27 protein-coding genes, 1 pseudogene and 1 CRISPR repeat array are annotated in these 24,236 nt (G+C 52.9%); of the genes and pseudogenes, 22 read left to right on the top strand and 6 right to left on the bottom strand.

What is annotated here, in order from left to right; translation table 11 throughout:
• The first annotated feature begins 104 nt into the window (after nt 1-104).
• From H6F75_RS00315 to H6F75_RS00260, 12 genes are read left to right on the top strand one after another with little or no spacing between them, the layout of a single operon-like run.
• Nucleotides 105-608, top strand: coding sequence for a hypothetical protein (locus H6F75_RS00315; protein WP_190748099.1), 504 nt, complete (start codon nt 105-107; stop codon nt 606-608).
• Nucleotides 608-1,204: a hypothetical protein gene (locus H6F75_RS00310; RefSeq protein ID WP_190748097.1), complete on the top strand. Its 597-nt coding sequence runs from the start codon at nt 608-610 to the stop codon at nt 1,202-1,204. The genes H6F75_RS00315 and H6F75_RS00310 overlap by 1 nt, the downstream gene beginning before the upstream one ends.
• A 47-nt stretch (nt 1,205-1,251) precedes the next feature.
• Complete coding sequence (locus H6F75_RS00305) at nt 1,252-1,434, top strand: hypothetical protein (protein WP_190748095.1); 183 nt, start codon at nt 1,252-1,254, stop codon at nt 1,432-1,434.
• 2 nt (nt 1,435-1,436) lie between these two features.
• Complete coding sequence (locus H6F75_RS00300) at nt 1,437-1,793, top strand: hypothetical protein (RefSeq protein WP_190748093.1); 357 nt, start codon at nt 1,437-1,439, stop codon at nt 1,791-1,793.
• Entirely contained in the window at nt 1,790-2,761 is a 972-nt protein-coding gene (locus tag H6F75_RS00295; protein WP_190748091.1) for a hypothetical protein, read from the top strand. The genes H6F75_RS00300 and H6F75_RS00295 overlap by 4 nt, the downstream gene beginning before the upstream one ends.
• An 11-nt stretch (nt 2,762-2,772) precedes the next feature.
• Nucleotides 2,773-3,129, top strand: a complete 357-nt coding sequence (locus tag H6F75_RS00290) for a hypothetical protein (protein WP_190748089.1) — start codon at nt 2,773-2,775, stop codon at nt 3,127-3,129.
• 41 nt (nt 3,130-3,170) lie between these two features.
• A complete protein-coding gene (locus H6F75_RS00285; protein ID WP_190748087.1) occupies nt 3,171-3,437 on the top strand; it encodes a hypothetical protein in 267 nt (88 codons plus the stop codon).
• Nucleotides 3,438-3,442: 5 nt separating this feature from the next.
• Nucleotides 3,443-3,673, top strand: a complete 231-nt coding sequence (locus H6F75_RS00280) for a hypothetical protein (RefSeq protein ID WP_190748085.1) — start codon at nt 3,443-3,445, stop codon at nt 3,671-3,673.
• Nucleotides 3,673-4,353: a hypothetical protein gene (locus H6F75_RS00275; protein ID WP_190748083.1), complete on the top strand. Its 681-nt coding sequence runs from the start codon at nt 3,673-3,675 to the stop codon at nt 4,351-4,353. Before H6F75_RS00280 ends, H6F75_RS00275 begins: the two co-directional genes overlap by 1 nt.
• Nucleotides 4,350-4,643, top strand: a complete 294-nt coding sequence (locus tag H6F75_RS00270; RefSeq protein ID WP_190748081.1) for a hypothetical protein — start codon at nt 4,350-4,352, stop codon at nt 4,641-4,643. The genes H6F75_RS00275 and H6F75_RS00270 overlap by 4 nt, the downstream gene beginning before the upstream one ends.
• Nucleotides 4,640-5,848, top strand: coding sequence for a phosphoadenosine phosphosulfate reductase family protein (locus H6F75_RS00265; RefSeq protein WP_190748079.1), 1,209 nt, complete (start codon nt 4,640-4,642; stop codon nt 5,846-5,848). Before H6F75_RS00270 ends, H6F75_RS00265 begins: the two co-directional genes overlap by 4 nt.
• Nucleotides 5,845-6,159: a hypothetical protein gene (locus H6F75_RS00260; protein WP_190748073.1), complete on the top strand. Its 315-nt coding sequence runs from the start codon at nt 5,845-5,847 to the stop codon at nt 6,157-6,159. Before H6F75_RS00265 ends, H6F75_RS00260 begins: the two co-directional genes overlap by 4 nt.
• 16 nt (nt 6,160-6,175) lie before the next feature.
• On the opposite strand, the gene H6F75_RS00255 is transcribed toward H6F75_RS00260, so the two are convergent.
• On the bottom strand, nt 6,176-6,388 hold the full coding sequence (locus H6F75_RS00255; RefSeq protein ID WP_190748071.1) for a hypothetical protein: 213 nt from the start codon (nt 6,386-6,388) through the stop codon (nt 6,176-6,178).
• 64 nt (nt 6,389-6,452) lie between these two features.
• Between H6F75_RS00255 and H6F75_RS00250 the strand changes: the two genes are divergently transcribed.
• Entirely contained in the window at nt 6,453-6,770 is a 318-nt protein-coding gene (locus H6F75_RS00250) for a hypothetical protein (RefSeq protein ID WP_190748069.1), read from the top strand.
• Here H6F75_RS00250 and H6F75_RS00245 read toward each other — a convergent pair.
• From H6F75_RS00245 to H6F75_RS00230, 4 genes are all read right to left on the bottom strand, one after another.
• The gene (locus H6F75_RS00245; RefSeq protein WP_190748067.1) at nt 6,767-7,864 is read right to left on the bottom strand and encodes a site-specific integrase; all 1,098 of its coding nucleotides are present in this window, start codon (nt 7,862-7,864) and stop codon (nt 6,767-6,769) included. The genes H6F75_RS00250 and H6F75_RS00245 overlap by 4 nt on opposite strands.
• Before the next feature lie 406 nt (nt 7,865-8,270).
• Nucleotides 8,271-8,525: direct repeats of the CRISPR family, unit length 37 nt; unit sequence CTTTCAACCTCCCCTGTCTAGGGTGGTTGATTGTGAC.
• A gap of 527 nt (nt 8,526-9,052) precedes the next feature.
• Complete coding sequence (cas12k, locus tag H6F75_RS00240; RefSeq protein WP_190748065.1) at nt 9,053-10,939, bottom strand: type V CRISPR-associated protein Cas12k; 1,887 nt, start codon at nt 10,937-10,939, stop codon at nt 9,053-9,055.
• Between the two features lie 121 nt (nt 10,940-11,060).
• Nucleotides 11,061-11,273, bottom strand: coding sequence for a helix-turn-helix transcriptional regulator (locus H6F75_RS00235; RefSeq protein WP_190748064.1), 213 nt, complete (start codon nt 11,271-11,273; stop codon nt 11,061-11,063).
• A 38-nt stretch (nt 11,274-11,311) separates the two neighbouring features.
• The gene (locus tag H6F75_RS00230) at nt 11,312-11,557 is read right to left on the bottom strand and encodes a hypothetical protein (RefSeq protein ID WP_190748062.1); all 246 of its coding nucleotides are present in this window, start codon (nt 11,555-11,557) and stop codon (nt 11,312-11,314) included.
• Nucleotides 11,558-11,673: 116 nt separating this feature from the next.
• Here H6F75_RS00230 and H6F75_RS00225 point away from each other — a divergent pair, with 116 nt between their 5' ends.
• From H6F75_RS00225 to H6F75_RS00190, 8 genes and pseudogenes are all read left to right on the top strand, one after another.
• Nucleotides 11,674-11,907: a hypothetical protein gene (locus tag H6F75_RS00225; RefSeq protein WP_190748060.1), complete on the top strand. Its 234-nt coding sequence runs from the start codon at nt 11,674-11,676 to the stop codon at nt 11,905-11,907.
• A gap of 210 nt (nt 11,908-12,117) precedes the next feature.
• Nucleotides 12,118-13,602, top strand: coding sequence for a restriction endonuclease (locus H6F75_RS00220; protein WP_199303687.1), 1,485 nt, complete (start codon nt 12,118-12,120; stop codon nt 13,600-13,602).
• A gap of 126 nt (nt 13,603-13,728) precedes the next feature.
• Nucleotides 13,729-16,953 carry a DUF499 domain-containing protein gene (locus H6F75_RS00215; protein WP_190748058.1) on the top strand — a complete coding sequence of 1,075 codons (3,225 nt, stop codon included), beginning with the start codon at nt 13,729-13,731 and terminating at the stop codon, nt 16,951-16,953.
• 39 nt (nt 16,954-16,992) lie between these two features.
• Nucleotides 16,993-17,421 (top strand): hypothetical protein, encoded by a 429-nt coding sequence (locus H6F75_RS00210; protein ID WP_190748056.1) that lies wholly within the window; start codon nt 16,993-16,995, stop codon nt 17,419-17,421.
• A 3-nt stretch (nt 17,422-17,424) separates the two neighbouring features.
• Nucleotides 17,425-17,808 (top strand): annotated as a pseudogene (locus H6F75_RS28690) (hypothetical protein).
• An 8-nt stretch (nt 17,809-17,816) separates the two neighbouring features.
• Nucleotides 17,817-18,230 carry a hypothetical protein gene (locus H6F75_RS00200; protein ID WP_190748054.1) on the top strand — a complete coding sequence of 138 codons (414 nt, stop codon included), beginning with the start codon at nt 17,817-17,819 and terminating at the stop codon, nt 18,228-18,230.
• A gap of 1,232 nt (nt 18,231-19,462) precedes the next feature.
• Nucleotides 19,463-19,843 (top strand): transposase, encoded by a 381-nt coding sequence (locus H6F75_RS28685; RefSeq protein WP_190748052.1) that lies wholly within the window; start codon nt 19,463-19,465, stop codon nt 19,841-19,843.
• Between the two features lie 71 nt (nt 19,844-19,914).
• Nucleotides 19,915-20,697 (top strand): hypothetical protein, encoded by a 783-nt coding sequence (locus tag H6F75_RS00190; RefSeq protein WP_190748050.1) that lies wholly within the window; start codon nt 19,915-19,917, stop codon nt 20,695-20,697.
• Nucleotides 20,698-20,704: 7 nt separating this feature from the next.
• Here H6F75_RS00190 and H6F75_RS00185 read toward each other — a convergent pair whose 3' ends face one another.
• Nucleotides 20,705-20,974: a hypothetical protein gene (locus tag H6F75_RS00185; RefSeq protein ID WP_190748048.1), complete on the bottom strand. Its 270-nt coding sequence runs from the start codon at nt 20,972-20,974 to the stop codon at nt 20,705-20,707.
• 354 nt (nt 20,975-21,328) lie between these two features.
• Here H6F75_RS00185 and H6F75_RS00180 point away from each other — a divergent pair, with 354 nt between their 5' ends.
• Nucleotides 21,329-24,169 carry a DUF1156 domain-containing protein gene (locus tag H6F75_RS00180; RefSeq protein ID WP_190748046.1) on the top strand — a complete coding sequence of 947 codons (2,841 nt, stop codon included), beginning with the start codon at nt 21,329-21,331 and terminating at the stop codon, nt 24,167-24,169.
• The last annotated feature ends 67 nt before the right edge of the window (nt 24,170-24,236 follow it).

Below are 24,236 nucleotides of genomic sequence, written 5' to 3'. Positions count from 1 at the left end.
CTTAAAGATCAACGCTGGGCCACCGACCCCTTAGGGCTAATGCCTTGGTTATTGCCAGACAAATATCGTTGGCAAATCGCAGATGCACTTGAAGCATTGGCGAAGTGGATAGCGCCGGGGAGTTGGTAATGTTCTTCCCCAACTCCCCCCACCTACCGACTCTGGGCGATCGCGTGTGCTACCGCGCCGACTTCCACCCTCGCCCGTACACCGTGACCTTTTCCACGCACGATCGCTACGGCAACCTATGGCTATCGCTAGAGGGCGTAGACGAACCGGCGCGGGTGGAGGAATTGGCATGGTATCCCCAAAAGGGCGATCGCGTTGAGTTGCGGTTCAGTACCTACGTCAACTGGCTCCAGGCGCGATTCACCGAGTGCATGGAGCAGGGCCAGCGCGATCGGTTGGAGGCGGTGAAGGCGGCGATGAAGAAGTCGCAGCACTACCGCACGGGCGATCTAGTGCAGGTAGACGGGCCGTGGGTAAAGATTCGGTTTGGCGCGGCGGGCGATGAGGTCGTGCCGATTAGCTGCATCGCGGTTACGGAAAGAAAACAAGTTGAAGCACAGCAAATAAGTATTTTTGACGCCATGAGAGAAGCAGCTTAATGACCCACCTAATTGGCCTCATTGACCCACCCACCACAAAGCTCAAGCCCTTCACCCGCGACGAACTGATCGCAGGGCAGCAGCACATCGACGAACTGAGCAAAGACTATGGTTTCAAACCCGGCGCGATCAAATGCCGCAGCACCCAGAGCTACACCCGCGCCCTCACGATCGCATGTATCCGCGCCCTGAACCGTCGCGCCAAGATTGAAACAGTGTTTCCCGCCAGTGAGACCTACAACGCCGCCACGGGCCGCAGCGGTGACATCCTAGGCATTGTCGATGCGATCGTGCTGGAGGTATCCCCGCCGCGCAACAGATGGGTGCAGGCCTGCGGCAAAGACTGGCAACCGCATATTCGCAAGATGTGCGACTACGATCACATCAACCGCTGCCGGCAGGTTCTCGCCAACCCTACCCACACCCTAGAGCTATGGGGCTGGGCTCAGTACGATCGCACCAAGGCAGACGGCAGCGCTAGTAAGCAAAAATTCTGGATGCCCCGCGTGCAGATCATCACCATGGATTTTTTGCTAGGTGCTGCCCCGCCTGCGATCGTCCCTTTTTTTGAAGCTTCTGTATCGAGGGCAGAATAACGCGGTACGTGCGTGATACGATACGGATAAGTTATTGAGGAATAGTTATGGATGATTTTGAAAGATTAGAGAACAAATACAACCCTGAGCACGATATCCCCGATGGCGTGGTAGTTTCATGGGCTGACTATGAGTTAGTTCAGATTTGCCGAGAGCAAGAGCTGCAAATTTCTCAGCTCAAGGTGCAAGTCAGTTTGTTGACATCCCGACTAGATGAAGCAGGGCTCTAGCCATGACCATCTACACACTACACATCACCAAGCCCGATCGCCCCGGCCGCGGCGTTACCGTATTCTTTGCCGCCGAGGCCGAGCACGATCGCACCGCACTGGCCAATGCCTTGATCGCAGTGAACCGACTGGCTCATGCCCTAGACGGCGTAGCCGACACCCTTGTGATGGGGCCGCAGCAGGTGAGCGACGACACGGTGCAGGTGATTGGGCAATTACATGCGGTCGAGGGTGCGATCGACCCGCTGATGGTGAGCGACACCGACTACCAAGATGCTTATCTGGAGAAGCGGATCGCGATCGTGGGGTTCGGTGGGCTGAGCGATGACGAGCAAGCACTACTAGAGGTTGCAGAATGACTAACCGCCCTCGCCTTCTATCGCCCTACCCTGGGGCCAAGAACCCCGATCGCTACCCGGTGCATGATGGCGGCGACTACGATGCCTGGATCGCACCTTTTGCTGGCAGCGGTGAGCAGGAGGCCTACGTCGCCCGCATCGATAATGCCCTCCCCGTGATCGCCGCTGATGCAGACCCATTGGTGCGATCGGTGTGGGAGTGCTGGGGTGATGCTGACCTTAGGCAAGAAACGAAGGAATTATTGTGGCAGTGGCGGCAGTGGATTCTGGCTGACCCTGAAACTAGCTTTGCAGATTTAGCCAAACTATCCGCTTGGTATGTAGCTACTCCCGATGTCAATCGCAGCATTGCCCACATTGCCGCCGTGTCGATCGTGCTGCGCCGCCTCACCTTTGGCGGTGTGATTCGGCTCAACGGCCAGGGCCAGCTCAACGTGGGGCTATCGCAAGACAAGCTGCGCAGCTTCCGCAAGGGGTGGCAATTCACATGGCCCCAATCCCCGGCAGCGCTGACGGTGTTCGACGACTACGCCAAGGCCTGCGACGTACCGCCGTGGGTGGAAAGCGCGATCGCGATCGTCGATCCGCCCTACTGCTCGGGCACCACAGACGCCTATGCCCACGCCGATGGGCACTTGTCGATCGCGCTGGATTGCGTTGAGCGATTGATGGCGAACCCCTGCGTAGCGAGGATCGTTTGCTTCAATTATTGGGGCGAATTTGCTGCGGGTGCTGTATCGGGCACGGAATACCCGATCGTCGCCGCGATGGAGCGTATAGGGCAGCGGTACGGGCGCGAGGTGTCGTTTACCCACCTTGGCACCTTGGCGACGATGAACAAAGGGCCAGGCAAGACGGCGGTGCATCGCCTTGAGGGTGTGTGGGAGATTGGCGGGCGCAGACTGTACGGCGATCGGGCCGTGCCGGTGCCTGCAATGGAACGAGTAGAGCAATTTACTTTTATTTAGGGATTAAGACCATGAGCACTTGGGCAATATCGCAGTTTGAACACGATGAATATTACGGTGAATTTGCCACCAAAGAGGACGCGATCGCTGAAGGCAATGCAGCAGGCTACGAAGGGTTTTGGGTAGGCCAACGTCGAGAACCTAGCCCATTGTCCGACGGCGTATTTGCTGCGGATTTGATCGAATCAGCACTTGAGACCCTTGAAGACGAGTGGGGCTTAGAATGCGCAAGTTTTGAGCCCACGGCAGCGCAACTAAAAACCTTGGAGGAAGAGGTTCGGATAGTAGTCGATCGATGGTTTGACCAGTACAACCTGCATCCTAAGTGGTTCATCGTAGATAACCCCGAAGCGATCCCACCCTTTTGATTTTTTTCATTCACTCATCACTTTTACTTAGGGATAAGACCATGCCCAGAGCAATGACAGGGAAGCGACGGTTGGAGATTTTGAACGAATTGGCCGAGGCTGAGCACGGGCTATCAATGTATGACGTTGTGAATAAGTGCCATCGGTTCTATGCCCCCGAAATTATGGCCCTAGGCGATCTGGTGACGCGTGAGCCGGGCAGGGCTGGGGTGTACCACATCACCGACGAAGGGCGATCGTACCTCGCCGTGATGCAGCCGTCGCAGGTCAAGGGCGCGAAGAAAGCACAACAGCAGGTGGCGGCATGATACGGATGGCAATAAGAAACTGGTTATCTTTCCTGGCCGAAGATGATTGCTACGACGATAGCCGATGGTGCTTTTGGACTGCCCTAGGCATTGGTGCATCAGAGAACGTGGCTGTGGTCGGGGACACCGTGTGTAAGCGAATTGACCCCATTGGCATTGAGTACGACGAGATCCCGCCCGAGGCCGCACTGAGCTTTCTTAGGCTTGAAAATTATTCCGAAGAGGATTGCTACTAATGGCTGAAACTGAAATGGTTGCCACTAAGTATGCTGGTGCTGATTGGATGTTGGGCCGTGAAAGCTCGCCCAAAGCTAGCAAGCTAGGCATCAAGGTGATGAATATTTTGGGCCAAGTATACCAAGGTATTTATCACACTGATGATTATGTTTTAAGCCCAAAGATTCGTTGGGATAGTCCGTTCGCTGTTGCCGTGACGGTGTACGGGGCCATGGCTACGTTTGACGCACCACAGCTCACCTTGCTAGCGATGTGTTGTCAAAAAGCAGAGGTTTCGGTCGTCATTGATGGTTCATTTAAGGGCTACACAAAACTTGTGTTTGCTCACAATCCAGGCGGCTCCGAAGTGCCCTCATTTTTGAACTTAGACGAATCAAGCAGCCTAGAACTTAGGCTGGCTCAATGCACTCACATCAAGAAAAAACTATGTGACATTGAACGCGGCGCAGTTTACTCCACAGAACCACTTGGCTGGCATAGTTTTTTGGCATTAGTCGAGATTGCGCACAGGCTTTCAACTCGATTCCAAGTAGTAGGTCGATCGCCTCGAAGCCTAGAGGTGATGGTCACACAGCGAAAGCCCACCGGGTTTTCCTATGAGCGCCACCCCTCATGGGTTAGGCACAAGCAAATCTTGGCCCAGTACGTGAACGTTGACTACTCTGAGGTGGCGGCATGACCACCCTAGACCCGCATTACAAACTCAACTGCGACCTGTACCGCCGACAGCTTCTGCAATGCGGTGCGAGCGAGGAATGGGCCAACACGCAGGCTGCGATCTTGGCGCAGTGCTACGAGTCGAAGCAGACGGCAGAACGATCGCACGTTGACTACGAGGCGCGGCTGCTGCGGGCTAGGGAACTGGCCAAGATCGAACGGCAATGGGCTAGACGTGCGATCGCGCTGACGGCAGTGGGGTGCTTGGGTATCGGGGCTGCGATCGGGCTGGCTGTGGGGGTGGTGTTGTGAATAAGAAAAAACATAAACAGCTCAACATCTTTAAGCACACCAAAGAAGGCAAAAAAATGCTGGGCACATTAGCCGAGGCTCAGCAGCTTACCGTCCAATCCCTGCAAGCTTACGGCAGCGATCGCAGCACATGGGTGGTGGGCTTTAGTGGAGGCAAAGACAGCACAGCCACTGTGACGTTTATGGACTGGGCCATCAGCAAAGGGCTGGTGCAGCGCCCCGAGAATTTGATCTTGGTTTACTCTGACACGCTGATGGAACTGCCCAGCTTGGAGGACTCAGCTCACCGGCTCATGGCCTACTTGCAAGGTCGGGGCTGGCAAATCAGGCGCAGTGTGCCAGCGTTAGAGACAAAGCCCAAAAAAGTTGAGCGGTTTTTTGTGACCATGCTAGGGCGTGGCTATCCACCCCCGCACAACAAATTTCGCTGGTGCACTACCCGAATGAAGACCGCCAAGATTGACCAGATTTATCAGTCAATTGCGGTTGAGTACGGCGAAGATTTTCTCGGCATTGACGGCATTCGCAAGGGCGAGAGTGCCGCTAGAGACAGCCTGATCCTGGCTTCATGCAGTACCGACGATGGCGAATGTGGGCAGGGGTGGTTCCATAACACAGCGCACGGGGCTAAGCTTTCCCCCATCCTGCATTGGCGCGTTTGCCAGGTCTGGGATTGGATTATTGAGGCTTGCTTTGAGCACGGCTACCCAATCGACGGGGTGATCCAAACCTATGGGGTAGACATCACCGACGATGGTATTGAGGAACCCCTAAGCGCTCGCACCGGTTGCATTGGCTGCCCACTGGTTACAACTGGCGATCAAAAGCGCCCTAGACCTGACAAAGCACTGGCAACCGTGGTAGGGCAGGAGGCATGGTCGCATCTGGCCCCGTTCCAGCGGCTCAGCGAAATTTATTGGCGGCTGCGGTGGGATGACTCCTTCAGGCACCATAAAACCAATGGGCAGAAGGGGTGTTTAACTCTGGCGGCTAGGGAATGGGCATTGGGGGAAATCTTGGCGGTGCAGGCAGAGGCAGCGCGCCTAGCCCTTGAGCTGGGCCGCAAGCCCTACACGCTGATCGCAGAGGAAGAGGTGGCACTGATTCGGCAGATGATTGCTGATCGCACGTTCCCAGACCCTAGCCGCTATGGAGCCCATGAGTTCACCCTCCATAATTCAAGCCTTAAAGGAGATGGAAAATGAATGTATCCACGGTTCTTATGAAAACAGTTCTGGAGAAAGGGTTGGTTGAATTTGATATTCCGTACTTAACCCGAAAGGTTTCGACATGGCGGTTTAATATCACTAGCCCAGTAGAAGTTTTCGTTAAGCCTGTTTTCAGGGTTGAGAATGTTGGCTGTGACTCAACCATTTACGCTGAATTACTTGTGATTGATGAGTTTGCAGAAAGCAAGGCAAAAGATCTGGCACAGTACTTAATGGCTGACTGCTATATTGACGAGTGTTTGATTGTTACTGACGGCACGGCGAAAAGGTTGTGTCGGGGGGAGTAGTGCTTATCACCGTCACCTACTGCCCCAACTCCACCTCCAACCCTTCAATGAGTACCTTCCTGACCAAGTAAGCATAGGCTTGCCGCCGCCCCTCTGCATCCCCCGCCGCCCATGCAGCAGAGAGCATAGGCGGCGGCTTTTCGATCGGCATCCTCCATCGCGGCCCAGACAGTGCGATCGCGCGGGCATTGTATCGATCGCGGCATGATGTGGCCGTATCGCGTGACATGGCGTGGTGTTTCGTGTTATACCGAGAGAGAATCACGGCGATACAGCGCAATAAGATACACATTATGGAATCTACTCAGGCTTTACTTGTCGAGGCTATGGCTGCCCAACAAGAACTGGTAAGCGCGATCACGGCGCTAGTCAATCAGGAAGTTAGCACCCGCAACGAGCCCTGGGTACCTGTAGAAGATTTGGTCACAGCCCTGGGCTCAGCTTTCAGCGTTCGGAAGATTGATGGCGATCGCAGGGCTGGGTACTTCAAATATGGCCGGGACTACATCAACACTAGCCAGGGCACTCGGCCAACCTATGCTTTTAGAGTCGGTGCTGTGCGGCAGGTTTATCAGACTCCACCTGAAAAGAGAAAGGTTTATCAGGCTTAGGGTCTTCTCAGACTTCGCTCCCATGCCGCTTGCATAGATGTCCGATTCAGAAACTGATGGTAGACGCGAGTGTGGACGGAGAGATCATGGCCCATCATCTTTGCCGCGATCGCAGGGTCAAGACCCATTACCGCAGTTCTGCCCGCCCAAGCATGGCGAAGGTCGTAGGGTAAGAACGGCATTTGACGACGCTTAAACCATTGGGACACTCGCAGCCCATAATCTGAATTGCGTTTAGCCGTCAGTGCTGGTACTTTGGCTGATTTTAGATCGAACCTTTCCCACCATTCAGGCAGGTATGGCCACACTTCGCGCCACCCTGTTTTGCCGTCTGTCACGATGCAAACCCCTGGGGGCTCTCTCAACGCCTTCAGATCAACGTAGAAAACCTCATGGTCGCGCAGTCCATAGGTAGCCATCAGCGCTATCAGGTCGCGCCATGGGCCCGGCTCTACCGACTCAATCGCAGCTACAATTTTCTCATCGGTTGGCAAATCCCTAGGATTGACCGCAGCCGGACTGTAGCGGCCCCGATACCTAACCAGGTTGACTTCGATGCCTGCCACTTCAGCTAGGCGACCATAGGCGCTACAGGCTCGTTGGCGGCTGCGACTGTCGGGCTCATAGGTTTCGACCGTCTGAATCAACAACTCCGCAGTCAATGCCCGATGTGGGGGCAGTCGGCGGTAGGGTATTAAATAATCCTTATCCCAAGTTGTTTCACTCTTTGGCCCACGCTTGCGCCTGGCAAAATATTGACGCTCCATTTCAACGATCCAGTCGGCCACAGTTTTACCCGTAGACACCTGAGTCGAAGTAACCCAGTCCCCCCAAGAGAATCGACCCATCGCTTTGTCGGAGCTAAGGCGCATGGCATCAGCCTCAGCCCGAACCACGCCGGGCGGGTTAAAGTAAACTCCTAGGGGTATCCGTTGCTGGTAATCCTGGGTCTTTTCAGAGCCGGGACGCGGAGGCAAAGTCGATCGCAGGTAAAGTGACCCGCCGACAGCATTGATCGATACGCCTGCCTTTGCCGCCTTCAGACGGGCATTTGCATCTGCCAGCAATTCCTTTGGGGTTTTCTTGCCTGCCATCGCTGCCTAAATCCTGCCTAAATATCAACGTTAATAGTCCACCATTCAGAACTATTAAGTATCTAGACTAAGGCAAAACCCTACAAAAATCGTTAGAGCGTGGTCAGGATGTAGGCACAGTAAAGCATTGTTAGCGGCTTGTGATTCCACCATTCGTGGGTTCGAGCCCCATCATCCGCCCTTTTTGTACAGTGACACTTTATTTGTCATCAGTGACACATTGCTGTCATGGGTGACAAACTAGTGTCATCGAGACACATTGCTGTCGTTGAAGCGGCAGTGACAAAATAAGTGTCGTTTACTCCCTCGTAGCGGTGGCTAAATGTCGATTCATGCAAGAATCACAATCCACTGCCTTCTTTCAACTCGCTACAGTTTTGTCTGAACCGATGTGTCTAAATCTCATCTTTCAACCTTCCTTGTCCAGGGTGGTTGATTGTGACGATCACCGAGGCGCACCAGCTCAAAAACCCCGCAATCTTTCAACCTCCCCTGTCTAGGGTGGTTGATTGTGACGTAGCCATCAATCGCCTCTGGATTCAAGAGCTTGTGCTTTCAACCTCCCCTGTCTAGGGTGGTTGATTGTGACAACAGATAAGGCGGCCAACGCGGATTTATGGGCTGCTTTCAACCTCCCCTGTCTAGGGTGGTTGATTGTGACCGCAGGCTCCTCAAAAGCTTTTAGATTAAGGCTTTCAGAAGTCATTTGCGCGGATCGGCTCATCCATCCCGACTGCACTGGTTAATTAGTGGAGCTTTTAACCTCTACAAAGACCTGGAATGCCTATTTGATAAGCATTTCAGCCTTTACGCGGATCGCTCAGGATAATTGCACCCTGAGGAAGCCCCTCAAACCCAGTATTGGAGCGAGTTCCCCCTTGCTCGGGGGTGATTCGGTAGCCGCTACAGCAGTACATCCGCACCCCTATTGCTGGGAGCGCACCTACGCCATAATTGAGGTTACTAGCACATCAATTACGACTTAATCTCTTCGGAGAAGCCTTGGCTTCTCGTCCGACAGCATCAGGGCGAGTAGCTACCAGGGCCAGAAAGCACGGCTGTCTTCCAACAGCCAAACTAACCCTTATTTCACACGACTCAGAGGCCAAAGCATGAGTCGCGGCGCTATTGAGCTATTCAGTTTTCCAGGTTCAAAGCTTTTGGCCTATTGTAGTACAGGCTTTAGTTCTAAGATACTACTGTCTGTCTGGACTCATAGGCTGCGATCGCAACTGCCTTGGCCATCTCGCTAGCATTCTGCTGCCAGGGCTGTTTAATGGCTTCTACGACAAGCCTGTTCTGAGCGGCTTTGCTCTCGATTTGAGCCAGTAGTCTGCCGTAGCTCCACTTGTGGATGCTGCTTTTATACTGCTTGGCATAGCGTTTCTGGCCTTCTACTGAACCTGGAGCCTTTTGCTCGGCTTTCGCCTGAATTTCGGCCTGTAGAATCTCGCGAACGTTATCGAGCTTAGGAATTGCGATGCTGCCCGCCCCATATTGCTGTGCTATCGCTACCACAGCCTTCGCGAGGAGACGGTCTACATATTCCCCGAGATTAGAAGTGCCAAACTGATTGCTTTTACCCTGACGCTGAGCTTTGTGGCGACTATGAGATTGTTTACCTTGTTCTCGCCGTTGCCGGAGAAACAGCGCATAGTTTTTGCCAAGAAGTTGTTTGAGACTGCGGTAAGCCAGTACCTCCTGGGTCTTAGCGTTCCAAACAGCTACAGTCAGAGGGTTATCCCAGCCCATGCTGAGGCCAGCGATGATATGGGATTGGCCTGGGGATCGTGGTTGATTAGGTCGGTCAAAGGGGCTATTGAGCCGCTCTAGAGTAGAGGTGAGTCGCTTGGCGTAGCTTTGCTGGGTATCAGATAAGCTGCCCTTCTCACTCAGTTGGGTGAGCACCTTGGCGGTATCTGCGGCTTTCTCCTGGCGCACTTCCTCCGTGCCCTCGGCGCTCCAGAGGCGAACATCAACAGCGCAGAAGAGGGTGAGGTAGTGGGTATCCCAGGGGTGGCCCTTGCGATCGCTTTCTTGCCAGCAGATGCGGGCGGAACGCAGAGCAAAGAGGGCGCTGGAGTGCTGGTTTTTGCAGGCTCGTTTGGTTGTTTGATCTTCTAGAAAGCGCTGAAACCAAGGAAGCTGCCGTTGATCGCAGTAAATCTGGAAGGTATGCTCGCTGAGCCCGTTAAAGCGGACACAGAGGCGGCCCGTTTCGTTCCGAGACCAGACCAGGTCTGTGTTGGTTTCAAACAGGATGGGGAATGGGATGGTGCGAGGTTGGGCCAGCAGTTTGTCTTGCCACTGCTTATGCTCGCAGTTGTCCTTGGGGACAGTGGTGGTGGCGGTTAGCAGGGTTGAAATCCAGGCTTGCCTGGTCAGGTCGCAGCCTTTGGGGATGCGGGCTTCGAGTTGGTCTTGAAGGCGTTGTACCTGAATTTCGGCTTTGCGACGGCGATGGGCAAACTTTTCGAGATCTTCAGGTTTGTCTGGAAGTTGGCTGCCGTTTTTGAGTAAGTAAGCAGTGGCACAGCGGATTAGGGCCTGTTTGGCACCATCGTACTTTTTGAAAAGTTGCGCCCTGATTAAGTCTTTTGATTTGCCTTGGCTGCCCTGGGTCTTATCCGTCTCAACAGCTTTTTCGATCTGAGCCAGAATTTGAGCGGCTTTTTTCTGGACAGTGTCTAAATCTTGGCTGCACATCTCGGTTAGTTCCTCATCACTTTTGAGGATGGTGAGCCACATTTGCTTGCCAGATATTTGGCGCTGGAGACGACTCTGGAGTGTAAACCAGGACTTGAAAATGTAATTGACGGCTTTCTCAGCAGATGCGTAAAACCGGGCAGGCTGACCAGAGAAGGGAGCCTCGGTCTTCAAACTTTTACAAAGCTGGGTGACGACATTGGTGGGGTGTCTACCCTTGAGCCGCCAGGTCTCAAAGTCGTCGTGGGTGACGACGGCCTCAATGAGAGCGTTGATTAAGGGAGTGTTTTTCTCTGCGGCCAGCATCCAAAGATGTTGCCGGGTTGTGGGTGAAGCGACAAGGCGGCATTGGATTGTTTTTTGAGCCATGAGCTTTCGCCGCTACGGATAGTGCAAATGTATCATTTGCTGCCCGCTAGTTCAACCCCTGATTGGCCATTGAAGTAACCCGCTATGCCTACCTGATTGCCAGGCAGCACCGGAAGGAGAGCTAGGGTTCATCGGGCTCGTAAACGATGAACTCTCCCGGTTGCCAGCCGTAGGCCCGGCATATTTTCTCGATCACATCGCCAGTGGGGATGTAGCCAGGGTCATCACACAACCGATAGGCGGTTGCTCGACTGAGCCCGGTGTCTTGCCAAAAGCGATACCGGGTGATGCCTTGCTGGTCAATTAGGCCTTTGATGAGGTTCTTTGCTCCCATCCCATCATATTGCCAGCATTCCCATATTGCGCCTATGTCTAAAAAATGAGAATAATAGGGTTGAAAGCCACCGCATCAGCTTGGTCGGCAAGAGCGGTGGCTGACCCCTTACATGGAGCTAAAACCATGATGACAGACATATCCGTTACCAGACGGCTTACCGGACGGCGAAAGCCTGTGCTGGCGAAGCCGCTGAGGCGTTTTACTCGGTTTATTGGGCAGACAGCTTTGATGCTGAACGCTTGGAGTCGAGGCTGGCTGAAATGATCGCCTTCTTTATCCAAAATGCTCGGAGTCTCTCGGAGCCGCACCCGCATCCTGAGGAGTTAGGGCAGGGCGATGAAGGGGGTGTCTCTCCGGCGTTACCACTGGCCAGCACTGAAGTGGGGAGAAAGTAGGTATGTCTTCAGAATCCTCGAATCCGCCGCTGTCTGGTTTGCCCGATCGCACCCCGTCCAATCATCTTCGGTTGCTGACCATTGGCAACCCTGATGTGGTGAACTCCTGTGTGATGTCGCTGTTCCGGCTGGGCTATGCTCGCCCGGAGGAGTGGTCAAGGCTACTGCCGGGGGCTATGCCTGGTGAAGTGATGCGAATCTTGACGAAGCGAGTAACACTCTCGGATCAGGATTGAGAGCGTTTCATAAAGACTGATTGAACCCGGTAGAGCCTACCGGGTTTTCTTTTCCCCCAGATCAGCATGGCTACGTCTGTTTATTTTTAGCTTCGCAAGGCGTCTCAAGGTGCTTTGGGCTAGATTCCTGTTTTTGGAATGGCGCGGTTAGATTAAGGGAATATTTAAGCTACCAACAAGCTAAATCTGCCCTTATCCCTTCTAAGGACAATGACATTGGGCATTCCAACCAACATGCCAAGTCCTAGCCTGTCATTTGCTGATGCAACCATTGCGGTACTGACCGCAGAGGGCAAGCCGCTGCATTATAAGGAGATCACTCAGCGAGCCCTGACTCAGGGGCTAATTCAGACAGATGGCAAAACCCCTGAAGCGACGCTGAATGCCATTTTGGCAGTAGACATTAAGCAAAAGGGCCAGACTAGCCGATTTGCTCGGGTGAAGCCTGGTGTGTTTGGTCTTAGAGAATGGGGACTGACGGGCATTAATGGACAGATTGGCAATGCCTTGGAGTCGGAAGATGATCGACGGGTTAGGGTGCCTCACTTTCCACTCTATTCAGAAGTTAGGTTAGTGCTACCGATTTGGCACGGGCGGTTGCGATCGCAAATCACCGGCCTCCGCTCCACCATTTCTTCCCTGTGGGGCAGCCCTCAATCCCCTGTGGACTGGACAAATCCTGATGTTTGGATTCCGGAGCGGTTGCAGGCGCAAGACCGCGAACTGGCTGAGGCAATTTGGCGGAAAACTAATAAGTGTGTGAATCCACGCCATGTATATGGACACTGGTTGTTGGCATGTACCTATAGCTTGCTGACTGAGGCTGATGATGGCCGGATGCTGTTAACTGATGTTGGCCAAAACTTTATTGGCTACCCACTAGGCGATACGGTTACGTCTATTGATGAGCAGGAAGGAGTTCTCAAGATTCTGACTATTGCAGCTGAGAAGGGCACAGGGCGAAGGGGAGACTTTGTGCCAGAGTGGGCCGACTATCTCAATCGCTATTCTCGGTTTGGGACAGATAGCACCATTAAAGATACGCTGACCCGTCGCTTGCAGAATATTTTGGATAGAGGGTTGCTGGACAAGGCTGGAACTACATACAGCATCACCGATGAAGGTTTGAGCTATTTGGGCAAAACCGGAGGGGCAGAAGACACGGGTATCGTTGGAGAAGTCCAAGAAATTCTGGAACTAGTGAAGCGGCAAAAGGCTGGAGTCCGAGCCAGTATGCAGGAGGTCTTAGAAACAATGGATCCCTATGCTTTTGAGCATCTAATCAAGCAGCTCTTAGAGGCAATGAACTATCAGAAGGTGATGGTCACCTCACCCTCAAACGATAAAGGGGTCGATGTGGTGGCTGATATTGAGTTGGGCATTACTTCTGTACGAGAGGTTGTGCAGGCGAAGCGTCAGAAAACCAATGTTCAGCGTCCAGTACTGGATGCTCTGCGAGGTTCGTTGTATCGGTTCCAAGCGGTACGAGGCACCATTATCACGACTGGAGATTTTTCGAAGGGTACAGTGCAGGTGGCGTTTGAGCCAGGTGCTCCTCCCATCACTTTGATTAATGGAGAAAAACTAATTGACTTGTTAATTGAATACGGTTTAGGAGTCCGAAACCGCACGATTGAACTGTTAGAGCTGGATGCGGATGCCTTTGTGCAAGTACTTAATGAAGATGCTACTTAATTTTCTACCCGCAGATCATCTGACTGATTTCATAAGCAATCCTTAGAAGTAATAAGTAGGGTTTCACCCTACCCCGCATCTTTAACTTCTCTAATTTTTAAACATAACGCTTAAAGAGAACGTTCTATGCTGTCATCCGTCTTCGATACCTGTGTCCCGAGAGACGAGATTCGTGCCGGTGACCTCTCCCTTGACCTGTTCGCAGCCAAGCTCAGGCCCGTGGTGGAGGGGAAGGCTCCTCAGATTTACCAGCAGCCTGCGGTTTTTCTGGCCAATACGTTTCCAACCGATGGCTTGAAAACCCTGATTACCGAGGTCTTTGGGCGGCTGACCGGGCGGTTGATCGGCTCCCCGGTCATCCGGCTAGAGACCAGTTTTGGGGGCGGCAAAACCCACGATGAGATTGCTCTGTGGCATATGGCCAAGCGGGGGCGACAGATCGATGGACTCAACCGCTTTATGGACGATATTTCGCTGATTCCAGATCGCCCTATCCAGGTAGCGGCGGTGGATGGACGGGATTTAGACCCAGAGGCGGGGGTGTACCATCCAGACACGGGCATCACCACCTACACCCTGTGGGGCGAAATTGCTTACCAAATCGGTGGCATTGACGGCTACCAACTGCTGCGGGGCGCAGATGAAAACCGCATTAGCCCTGGCACGTCGGTGCTCGATCGCCTGATTGGCAAAGAACCAACGCTGATCATTCTGGATGAGATTGCTCGCCATCTGCGGGCTGCCAAGGCCAAAATCATTGGGCAGAGCAATCTAGCTGAGCAGGTGGTGGCCTTTTTGTTTTCGCTGATGGATCAGGCGGCCTCCTGCAACAACCTAGTCTTCGTCTATTCCCTGGCCTCAGAGTCCGACACATTTGCCAAGGAAACGGCGGAGATTCAGCAGGAGCTAATTCGGGCCTCGGCTCGGCAGGAGCGGGTACTCAGCCCCAGTACGGATATCGAGGTCTACAACATTGTGCGCCAGCGGCTGTTTGCCAGTATCAGCGCCGAGGCGGCGGAGAAAGCAGCTGAGGAATACCTACAGGCATTTCGGGCTAGCCGAGTAAACCTGCCTGACGGCTGTAAAGATGCGACCTACGCTAGAGCGATCGCCAACAGCTACCCCTTCCACCCCGAACTGTTTAACCTGCTGACTAAAAAGATTGCCTCTATTCCGGAGTTTCAGCGCACGCGGGGAGCCCTACGCCTATTCGCCCGGCTGGTGCGCTATCTATGGCAGCACCCAGATAGTCGCATGCCGATGATTCACCCCCACCACCTGCCGGTGGGGCTAGAGGAAGAGATCACTAGCGACCTGACCTCACGCCTCCAGCGGCCCCTGATGCGCATGCCGATTGGAGCTGATATTTACAACCCTACGGGTCGCGAAGCCCACGCTCAGCTGCAGGACCAGGAATGGATCAGTGCGGGCAAGCCGCCGTTTTCTACCTGGATCGGGCGCACGATTTTTCTGCACTCCCTCACCCAGGGCATTTCGTCGGGCATTCGGCGCACTGAGCTGAATCTGTCGCTGCTGACCCCAGGGGTAGACATTAGCTTTGTCGACCGCGCCCTAGAACGGCTGAGCGGTGTGGCGTGGTATCTCGATGTAGACCCCATTACTTCCGTAGCGCGGTTCAAAGAAGAACCTTCGATTAACAAGATCATTGCTGAGGAGAAAGAGCAGGTCGGCGTCACCGAGGCGAAGGAGGAACTTCGCATCCGGCGCGACACTATCTTTGCCACCAAGTTTTTTCAGCTGGTGGCTGGCCCTGAGGGTGCGCACCATGTGGACGATGACCCCAATACCATTGCCCTGTGCATCATCGACTTCAACGAGGCGAAGATCGGCAGCTCCACCGACGGCCCGCCAGCGCTGATTGAGCAAATTTTTAACAACACGGGCGAGTCAGGCAAGTTTCGCACCTTCCGCAACCGGCTGCTGTTTTTGCTGGCCAACGAGCAGGAGCTAGACCGAGCGATCGACATCACCCGCGAGTTTAAGGCGGTACGGGCCATTCTGCGCAGCCAAAACCGCATGGATGACCTCTCCCAGAGCCAGCAGGATCAGATCAAACAAAAGGAAGGGGAGTTAGATTTAGCGGTACGAGTGGCCTTGACCAACGCCTACCGCCACCTGTTCTATCCGGCCAATGACTCGGTGAAAGCAGGCAAGGGGTTGATGCACTACCCTTTGCCTGCCCAGGATGCCAGCACCGTCAAGGGCAACCGCAACCAGCAGGATGTGGTGCTCAAGGCGCTGAAGGACTGTGGCAAGGTGCGCGGCGAAGATGCCGCCGCCTATGCCCCTGCCTACCTGCTGCAGAAGGTGTGGCCCACGGGGCTCGACCACTGGACCACGCGCCAACTGCGAGAGCAGTTTGCTAAGGACTTGGCCCTGAACATGCTGCTGGATGCGGAGGTGTCCAAGCTGCGGGACACGATCCGTAAGGGCTTAAGCGAAGGCCAGTGGGATCTCAAGGTGGGAGAGCATCTCTACATCAAAACCGATGGGGCGGCGGTGGGGACACCTACCACCATCGAGTTTTCTGACCGGGCAGAGCTTTATCGGCGAGGGCTGCTGAAGCCTCCCGAGCCGAAGGTGGTGGAGTTGAGTGCCCAGCTGTTAGCCGGAGGCGGCGAGCGGACGGTGCAGGTGCGCTGGCGAGCCAAAGAGGCGTTGAAGGTCAGCCTGTACCAGGATGGCAGTTTGGTGGGTGACCAGTTTTTGCCCTCAGATGAGTACCAGGGGCAGATAGCCAAGACGACTCAGTTTAAGGTGGTGGCTGACTACGGTACTGGAGAAATGGGCGAGACGGTAGAGACGGTAGTGCTGTACCCAGCGGGGGGTACCAAGTCGACTAATGGCGGCGAAGGGGGTGGGGGGTATGGAACCCTGCCGTTGTTAGAGAAACCTACTGAAAAGGACTTTGAGGGTAGCCCCAACAAGATATTCAACGACTTGGCGGATTGGCTGAGGGATTATCAGCCGCAGGCGATCGCCGCCCTAGACTTTTCAGTGAGCGACGTAACGGATTACCGCAAGATGGGCACGACTCTGCCTCTGCTAGCCCGCTACCCAGTGGAGATTCAGCAGTTTGTGACGGTGCAAACGGGGCAACAGTTTGTGCGGCTAGAGTACCAGGGAGATGTACGCGGGTTCCAGAGCTTCTTTAGCACGCTGAATGGCATGCTGAACCTGCCGGAGACCCAGGCCAGCCTGACGCTGACGGTGAGCCTAAAGCCGGAGAATCCTCTGCCCCCTAATGGGGCAGAAATAAAGGGGCTCCAGCAGGCATTGGGCCGTAACCCGGTTGAGCGGATGAGTCTAAGAGTCAGAGTAGAATACTAGACTTGACGTCTCTTCCCGGTTTGTGGGATTCACGACACCATGCAAGAGTTCCAGCTTCGAGTTGTACCCCTGAGCAACAATGACTTTGCCCTGGAGCTGTACCAATGTGCCTACAAAAAGGCGGGGGAGAAGAAGCGCCCAGCGGCCAAGCGGGTGGGGCGGTTGAAGGGTAAGCCGCTGGTGCAGGCTCGGCAGGCGATTTACCAAGCGCTAAAGGCGAATAACTATGACCCCAAGACGCTGGGCTACAAGCGGCAGGCCCCCTACGTGCTGAGCGAGGCCTCGGGGGTGAATTTGGCGCTGCTATTCCAGGCGTTGCAGCCGTTGTCGAAGCCGGAGCGGATTGCCAACGTGACAGAGGGCATTGCGGCGATGAGTAATGAGGAGGCGCATTACTGGTTTGGCAAGGTGAGTAATGGTAAAAAGCGACCAGCTCTAAAGGCGATGCGGGTACTCTTGGGAGATTAGTTGATGCAACTTTCTGATCTCAGCTCAGAGTGCTTGGCTTTCATCAAGACCGTTCGATGGGATCGCGTTATTGAGAAGCACGAGGGGCCGGAGAAATGGGTCTCTGTTCTGGAGTGGTATGACCCAGAATTTATGATGATTGAGGGGCGGGCTGTTTAGCTGCCTGTTGAGCGATCGCACCATGACAACATCACTATTCTCCGCACTATCTGGAGCGCGGACGGTAACTCCCTGACGCTATTTTTGAAGGACACTACTTACGGCGATGACTGGTTTATGAGTGGGTATATGGCGGTGTGCGATCGCCTCCTCAATCAAGACTTCTACCTGGCTATTCTGTACCATGAGTGGTTCATCATTGAACCGTCCCCAGTATTGAAAGGCTAATATTTTCGATGGGTAATTTAGATCGGCAGCTTAATCAGGCTATTAAAGATGGCGACGTTAGCACAGTTCAAACAGCCCTGAAACAAGGTGCGTGCGTTGAAAGAGCAGGTGATCAGCCCTTTTCTCCGCTTTACAATGCCGTCATCAGTTTCTGCGGTGAGATGGAGCAGCTGCAAATTATCCAGATTCTGCTAGATCAGGGGGCCGATCCAAATCGCATCGTAGCTACCCATTCAAACTTGGTGATGGCAATCCGCAGATGCCAACTGGGTATCGTCGAGCTTTTACTCAGGTATGGAGCTAGTACGTCTCACCAGCATAATCCATCAATCGATGGCAGTTTATTGGATTTGGCTCACCATTTAGGACGTTCAGAAATCGTTGAACTTTTATCGAACTGGATAAATCAAGAACCCAACTAGCCCGATTAGAAATAACGGATTTAGGTGATCCAGGGCGACATTACCCGCCAAGATGTAAGCCTGCCATAGCTACGAGGACAACCGCGAGGCCATACAAGAAAAACGTTTCAGATGGGTGCTAAGATTCTTGGCTGCAACCACCTTGCCACAAGAGGGGCAAACACGCTTTACCCCTGATTTACTAGGCTTCTGCGAGACACCCGAATCTCGCGCAAACTGCTTTGCCAAGCGTGCCACTTCCTGATGATGGTAACGTTCGAGGTGAGAAATGAAACTGCAATTTAACACATGTTTTTCGCAAAATTGACAGTCTATGGTGCGAGAGACTGCTTTGTCAGCACGATCTTCAGTGCTGTTAGGCTGAATAAGATTGGCTGTGATGTTGATACAGCCATAGACTGTTAACGAGTAGAGGTGCCCATAATCGCGCTTTAGGTCTGCTTTAGTAATTCCCATGGCCCTTGAAACTCGTGCCTCTGATATATCGAATAGCAGGCTCCTACTCTCGGTTTTACAGAGGCTATGCAAGATACCCAATAGAATCACTAACTTCTGCTGATCTTGCTTACTGCGGCTACGGAACAGTGCCAGTGCTTGGCGACGTTGCTTGGCATTTTGCCAGTAGCGCTGCCAGCACCCATGTACCTGCCACGGGTAGCCTAGGATATCGAAGTATACGCAGTCTCCATTGCCGTTCGTGTGGTAGTAAACGTGATCACGACACCATTGGCAGCGCGTTAGGTAAGTTTCGGCTTTAGACAAATCGATCTGAACACTGGTATTACTGCTGGTCTGACGACTACCGCAATGGTGCCTACCGCCTTCAAAATTCCATGGCTGCCAATTACCGGGTGAGAGCTCAGAGATGAGTATTGGCTGACTACAGCTACGGCAGAGGCGAGGATAAGCGACCATAGAGCAACCTTTCCCTGTGATGGTGGAAGCTATCTGTGGATAGTCTTTATTCCTTAAAAGCACAGGGCGTATAAATTTTGAATAAGCACCTGCTAAGCAGGTGTGAATTTTCTAAGTGAATTCAATACAAGCCTGAAAGTAGGAATCTGTGACAGGCGGAACCCACTCATAAACATAGAGCAAGCAATCATACGGATTGGGCAACGACGAACCTGAAAGGTGAAGTAGAAATGACATCTACCCTGTAGGGTTATGAACTTGTGAGATTAACGCACTCTCTGTTTGACAGTAAGGCTCAGGGTATTTGACCTTACCGTATGAATTTGAGCCGTTGGGAGTGCATCGAGCTGCTAGAACAAATCAGATGGCGAGGGGAGCCGCTGTGCCCATACTGTGGTTCTAAAAGGGCTTCGCCGATAGAAAAGGGGCTGCGGCACCACTGTAATGACTGTTTTACGTCATATAGCGTTACGGTTGGGACGGTATTCCATCAGACTCATGTAGATTTACAGAAGTGGTTTAGGACGATTTTGCTTGTTCAGGCGTCTTCAGGTAGCATTAGTGTGCGAAAACTGGCGCAAGAGATAGGGGTAAGCAAGAATACTGCGACCGAGATGCTCAAGCGCCTGCGGAAAGCAACCCTTCAGGATCACAGGCTACTGGAGGCAATTGCTAAGGAAGTCGGTGATCTACAGTAACGGCTAAACGGAAGATGGAAAGAGTCAGCAGGGTTCCTCCACAGTCTTCACTTAATTACACTCTAATTTTTGTGCTGATCAGCACATTAGCGTTTTTTGGTTTTGCCTTACCTTACCTGATGTTGCTCAATGCTGAAGGAAAGCTTCTCGAAGGAATTGGTCTTCTCCTAAGCGGGGCTAGTTTCTTCTTGCCCCTCGCCTTTCAAATACATGACAAGAAGCAAGCTGAACTAGAGAAAAGTGAGAAGACGGGTGACGAAATCGGCTTGCAGCTCATGAACAATGTAATAACTTTAGCTTTGGCTAATCAAGAGGCCATACTCAGGCAAAGTAACCAACTTGGCATACACCAGAGGCTGAGGGCTACCGAACTTGGTCCTGCTTTCATAAATGACTCCATTCCGCCTATCTTGGCTGATAGAGCCGATCGGTTACTGAGTCAAAGCTACGGAATTGCTGAGCAGATTGACTTTCGTCGAGGTATTGCACAGCATTTGGAGCAGCATGAGGAAGATCTGAAAGCTCTTGCTGTGGAAGCTGCTGACGATGTACTCGATCAGCTGAGCGAAGCTCGCCTTAAGGCTTTAGCGTTATATGACTTAGACGCCCGAAACCCCTTTATTGGCGACATTTTTAAGTATTTGAGGGTTTGGCTAAAGAGTAGTATCGAATACGATATGTCCATGCCCGAAGACCGCATCACTCAAAACGCATTGGACAGAAAGCTCTATTTGGATGTTATCAAGCATATTCGTGATCACAAAATAGAGGCTTTTGGCTTAGCCGACGAAGCTCAGAAAAAGGTCGTCAGAAAATACCTCACCATACTAGTTGAGAGATTAGATGCAGCTTAAAGTAAAGCTACCTTTTTCTGTATTGGCCAAAATCTTCCTGAGCAACTTCCTGTTCTACCCGAGCTAGTTCTGCTTCATAATTAGCAACCGCCAACTTTTGGCTGTCTTCAAGTGCAGAGACCAGCGTTTCTACAGACTGTTTAGCTTGGTTGGCCTGGGCCGTAAGGCGAGGTTCATCCATGGTTACTTTGTTCTCAACAACTTTCAACAGTGCTAAAGCCTTACGAGCAAGGCTTTGGGCTGTTCCTTCCTGACTTGGAACTGGCTGAAATCCCATGGCTGACCCCAGTGGAGAAAATATGCTGAGCTAAGACGTATGTAAATCTGCCTCCAGACCAAGAAGCTAGGGGCAAAACTACTTTATCTAGGCGCATGCTAACCATCCCAGCTTTCGTGGTCTACACCACAAAGTGGGACAGCAGGGAAATACAGCTAGGAGTTCGTAGGAAAAATGCGGAACGGCTTTCAGCTTAGTACACGTGAACTATATTGACAAGGCTGTATATCATTTTGTTGAGTTGTCATTTGTGAAAGCTCTTGAACCTTTGCTGAAGGGGCATTTTGCAAGTGAAGGTGTAACTATACTGAAAAGCCAAGCCCGCTGCTGACGCCTCGCCCCTAAACAAGCTGTATGACTAAACCTACTCGCCCTGCTGTGTTCATCGAGAAGATTTTTCCGGTGACGCTGCTGAATAGGCAGGTGTATTACGAGCATGGGGGCAACCCATTTAAGGGGCTGCATCGATGGTATTCGCGGAAGCCGCTGTCGTTTAGTCGGGCGAGTGTGTTGGGCTCGCTGCTGCCGGATTCGGTGACGATGGAGGAGTTTGAGTATCTGCTGGGGCTAAACCGTCGGGTGGATGGGCACTCGGATAGCACGACGAAGCTGTATAAGACGCCGCCCAGCCCGGAGCGGATTAAGCAGGTGCATGACCTATGTGAGCAGACCTGGGGCACGCGCACGCCGACGGTGCTGGATGCGTTTGCGGGGGGTGGCAGCATTCCGTTTGAGGCGGTGCGGTATGGGCTGAATGTGCTGGCGAGCGATCTGAACCCGGTGGCGGTGGTGACGATGAAGGCGGCGATGGAGTACCCGCTAAAGTTTGGGCCAGATTTGCAGCATGAGATTGATAAGTGGGTGAAGTGGGTTGGCGATGAGGCGGAGAAGCGGTTAGCGGAGTTTTTTCCGTCGCAGGAGGGGGAGACGGTTCAGAACTATTTGTGGGCGCATACGGTGGTGTGCCCGAGTTGTGAGTCGGTGGTGCCGTTGAGCCCGAATTGGTGGTTGAGTAAGACGAGTAACTATGCCGGGGCAGGGCAGGCCAGAAAAGTTACGAGTGATTGGTACGCGGTGAAGCCAATTCCAAATCTGGCAGAAAAGCGAGTAGATTTTGAGCTGGTGAAGGGGCGAAAGGGAAAGGGGACGACGATTCAGACACCTGAAGGAGATTTTGATCCGAATGATTACAACACAATTAGTCGCGGCGTTGGGAAATGTTTGAATTGTAGAAGTGTCCTTGAAGACGACGTCATCAAAAAACAGGCTAGGCAATCAGGGTTAAATCACCAAGCTTACGCAGTGGCCTTCAGAAGGCTTAAAGGTAGCCTTGATTTTAGAATACCTAATGAAACTGATTTACAAAGCATTGATAAAGCTCAAAAACATCTACAGATTCATCAATCTAAATGGGAGGCAGAAATACTGCCAGCCCAAGAAATTCCTTCTAATACTCATCGTGGGCCGGACATGTATCTATATGGGATACATCATTGGCGTGATTTATTTAATCCCAGGCAGCTCTTAACTTTAGTTACATATGCTTCAGCTATTCGGGATCTAAAGTCAAAACTCTACAATCAGTATGAGGCAGATATAGTTGAGGCGATCGCAACCTATCTCGCATTAGTATTTGACCGTTGTGCTGATACAAACTGTCGGATGTCTCTATGGGACTCGTCAAGAGCAGGATTTAAGAGAGCTTCAACACAACATTCTCTTAACTTGGCATGGAACTACCCTGAAACAGCAGGAACAGGATTACTATGGCGATTGTGCGCGGACGTTTTTGCTTCTGACTATCATTCTCTGTGCTCATATTGTGGAATCGAATCTAATTCAATTGGCCTTTTAAGTGGCGAAAGCCACGATCCAAAATCGATTCATATCTCTTCTGCTTCAGCCGATAATCTCATTCATCTTCCTGATTGTTCTGTAGATTCTATAGTCACCGATCCTCCTTACTATGATGCAGTCCGGTATGGGGAAATATCAGACTTTTTTTATGTGTGGCAGCGGACAAATTTGTCAGACATATTCCCAGATATTTTTATTGCTGAACTGACGGATAAAGATAGAGAGGCTATTTCTAATCCCGGACGTTTCCGTGACATGGGTGAAAGCCCAGAAAAACTCGCCAACCGCGACTACGAAGCCAAAATGGCCCTCGCCTTTGCCGAATACTTCCGCGTCCTCCGCGACGACGGCGTCATGACCGTCCAGTTCAACCACAAAGACTCCGGTGCCTGGGACGTGCTCGCCAAATCCCTTATCGACGCAGGCTTTGAAATCACCGCCAGTTGGGCCGTCAGCACCGAGAACCCGCAAAACCTGCACCAGGCCCAGAAAAACTCCGTCTCCAGCACCGTCCTCCTCGTCTGCCGCAAGCGCGACCCCAATGCCGGTTCCGCCTGGTGGGATGACCTGCGCCCCGAACTCGCCAACCTCGTCGAGCAACGCGCCCCCGAATTTGAAGCCAACGACATCGGCGGCATCGACCTCTACCTCAGCGCCTTTGGCCCCGCCCTCAACGTTTTTAGCCGCGCCTGGCCCGTGCTCGACAGCTCCGGCGTCGAAATGCGCCCCGAGGTCGCCTTTGGGGAAGCTCGTAAGGCGATCGCCAACTACCGCTTTCGCAAACTGCTCGAAACCGACACGGCCGGGTTCGACCCCCTCACCCAGTGGTACATCCTCGCCTGGGATGCCTTCCGCGCCCGCGAGTTCCCCTTCGATGAAGCGCGACAGCTCGCCCTCGCCGTCGGTGGCTTCAACGTCAGCGACCTCGCTAAAACCCACAAGCTGATCGACTCCGCCAGCGGCACCTGCAAACTGCTCACCCCCCAGCAGCGACTCAAAAAACGCGCCTTCTCCACCAACCCCGATGAGTTCACCGCCGCCGCCCTGGTCGATGGCCTCCACGCCATCATCGCCCTCTACCTCGAAGAACAAAGCATCGATCCCGTCCGCCGCTTCCTCAAAACCACCGGCCTGCTCAGCAACGACCTCTTCATGCGCGCCTGGGAAGTGGCCCTTAAGGCAATCCCCCACATCGGTGACGAACGCAAACGCATGGTGGAAGAGAAATCCCTAGCCGACCTGCGGCTGGCCATGGATGAGATTCAGGCCAAGGTGCTCTACGTGCAGCCAGAGCTAGCGTTTGAAGGGGGGCAACAATCGCTGAATCTAGGTTTTTAATTTCTCAAGGAATATTATTGCTGTCCTATAACGAGAAAATGTTGGTACATCAATGGTTTGGGGCATT

This window comes from Nodosilinea sp. FACHB-131 (assembly GCF_014695395.1).
GTDB lineage: Bacteria > Cyanobacteriota > Cyanobacteriia > Phormidesmidales > Phormidesmidaceae > Nodosilinea.
The sequence above is the reverse complement of the archived record's forward strand: the minus strand, read 5'-3'. Positions and strand labels throughout refer to the sequence as shown.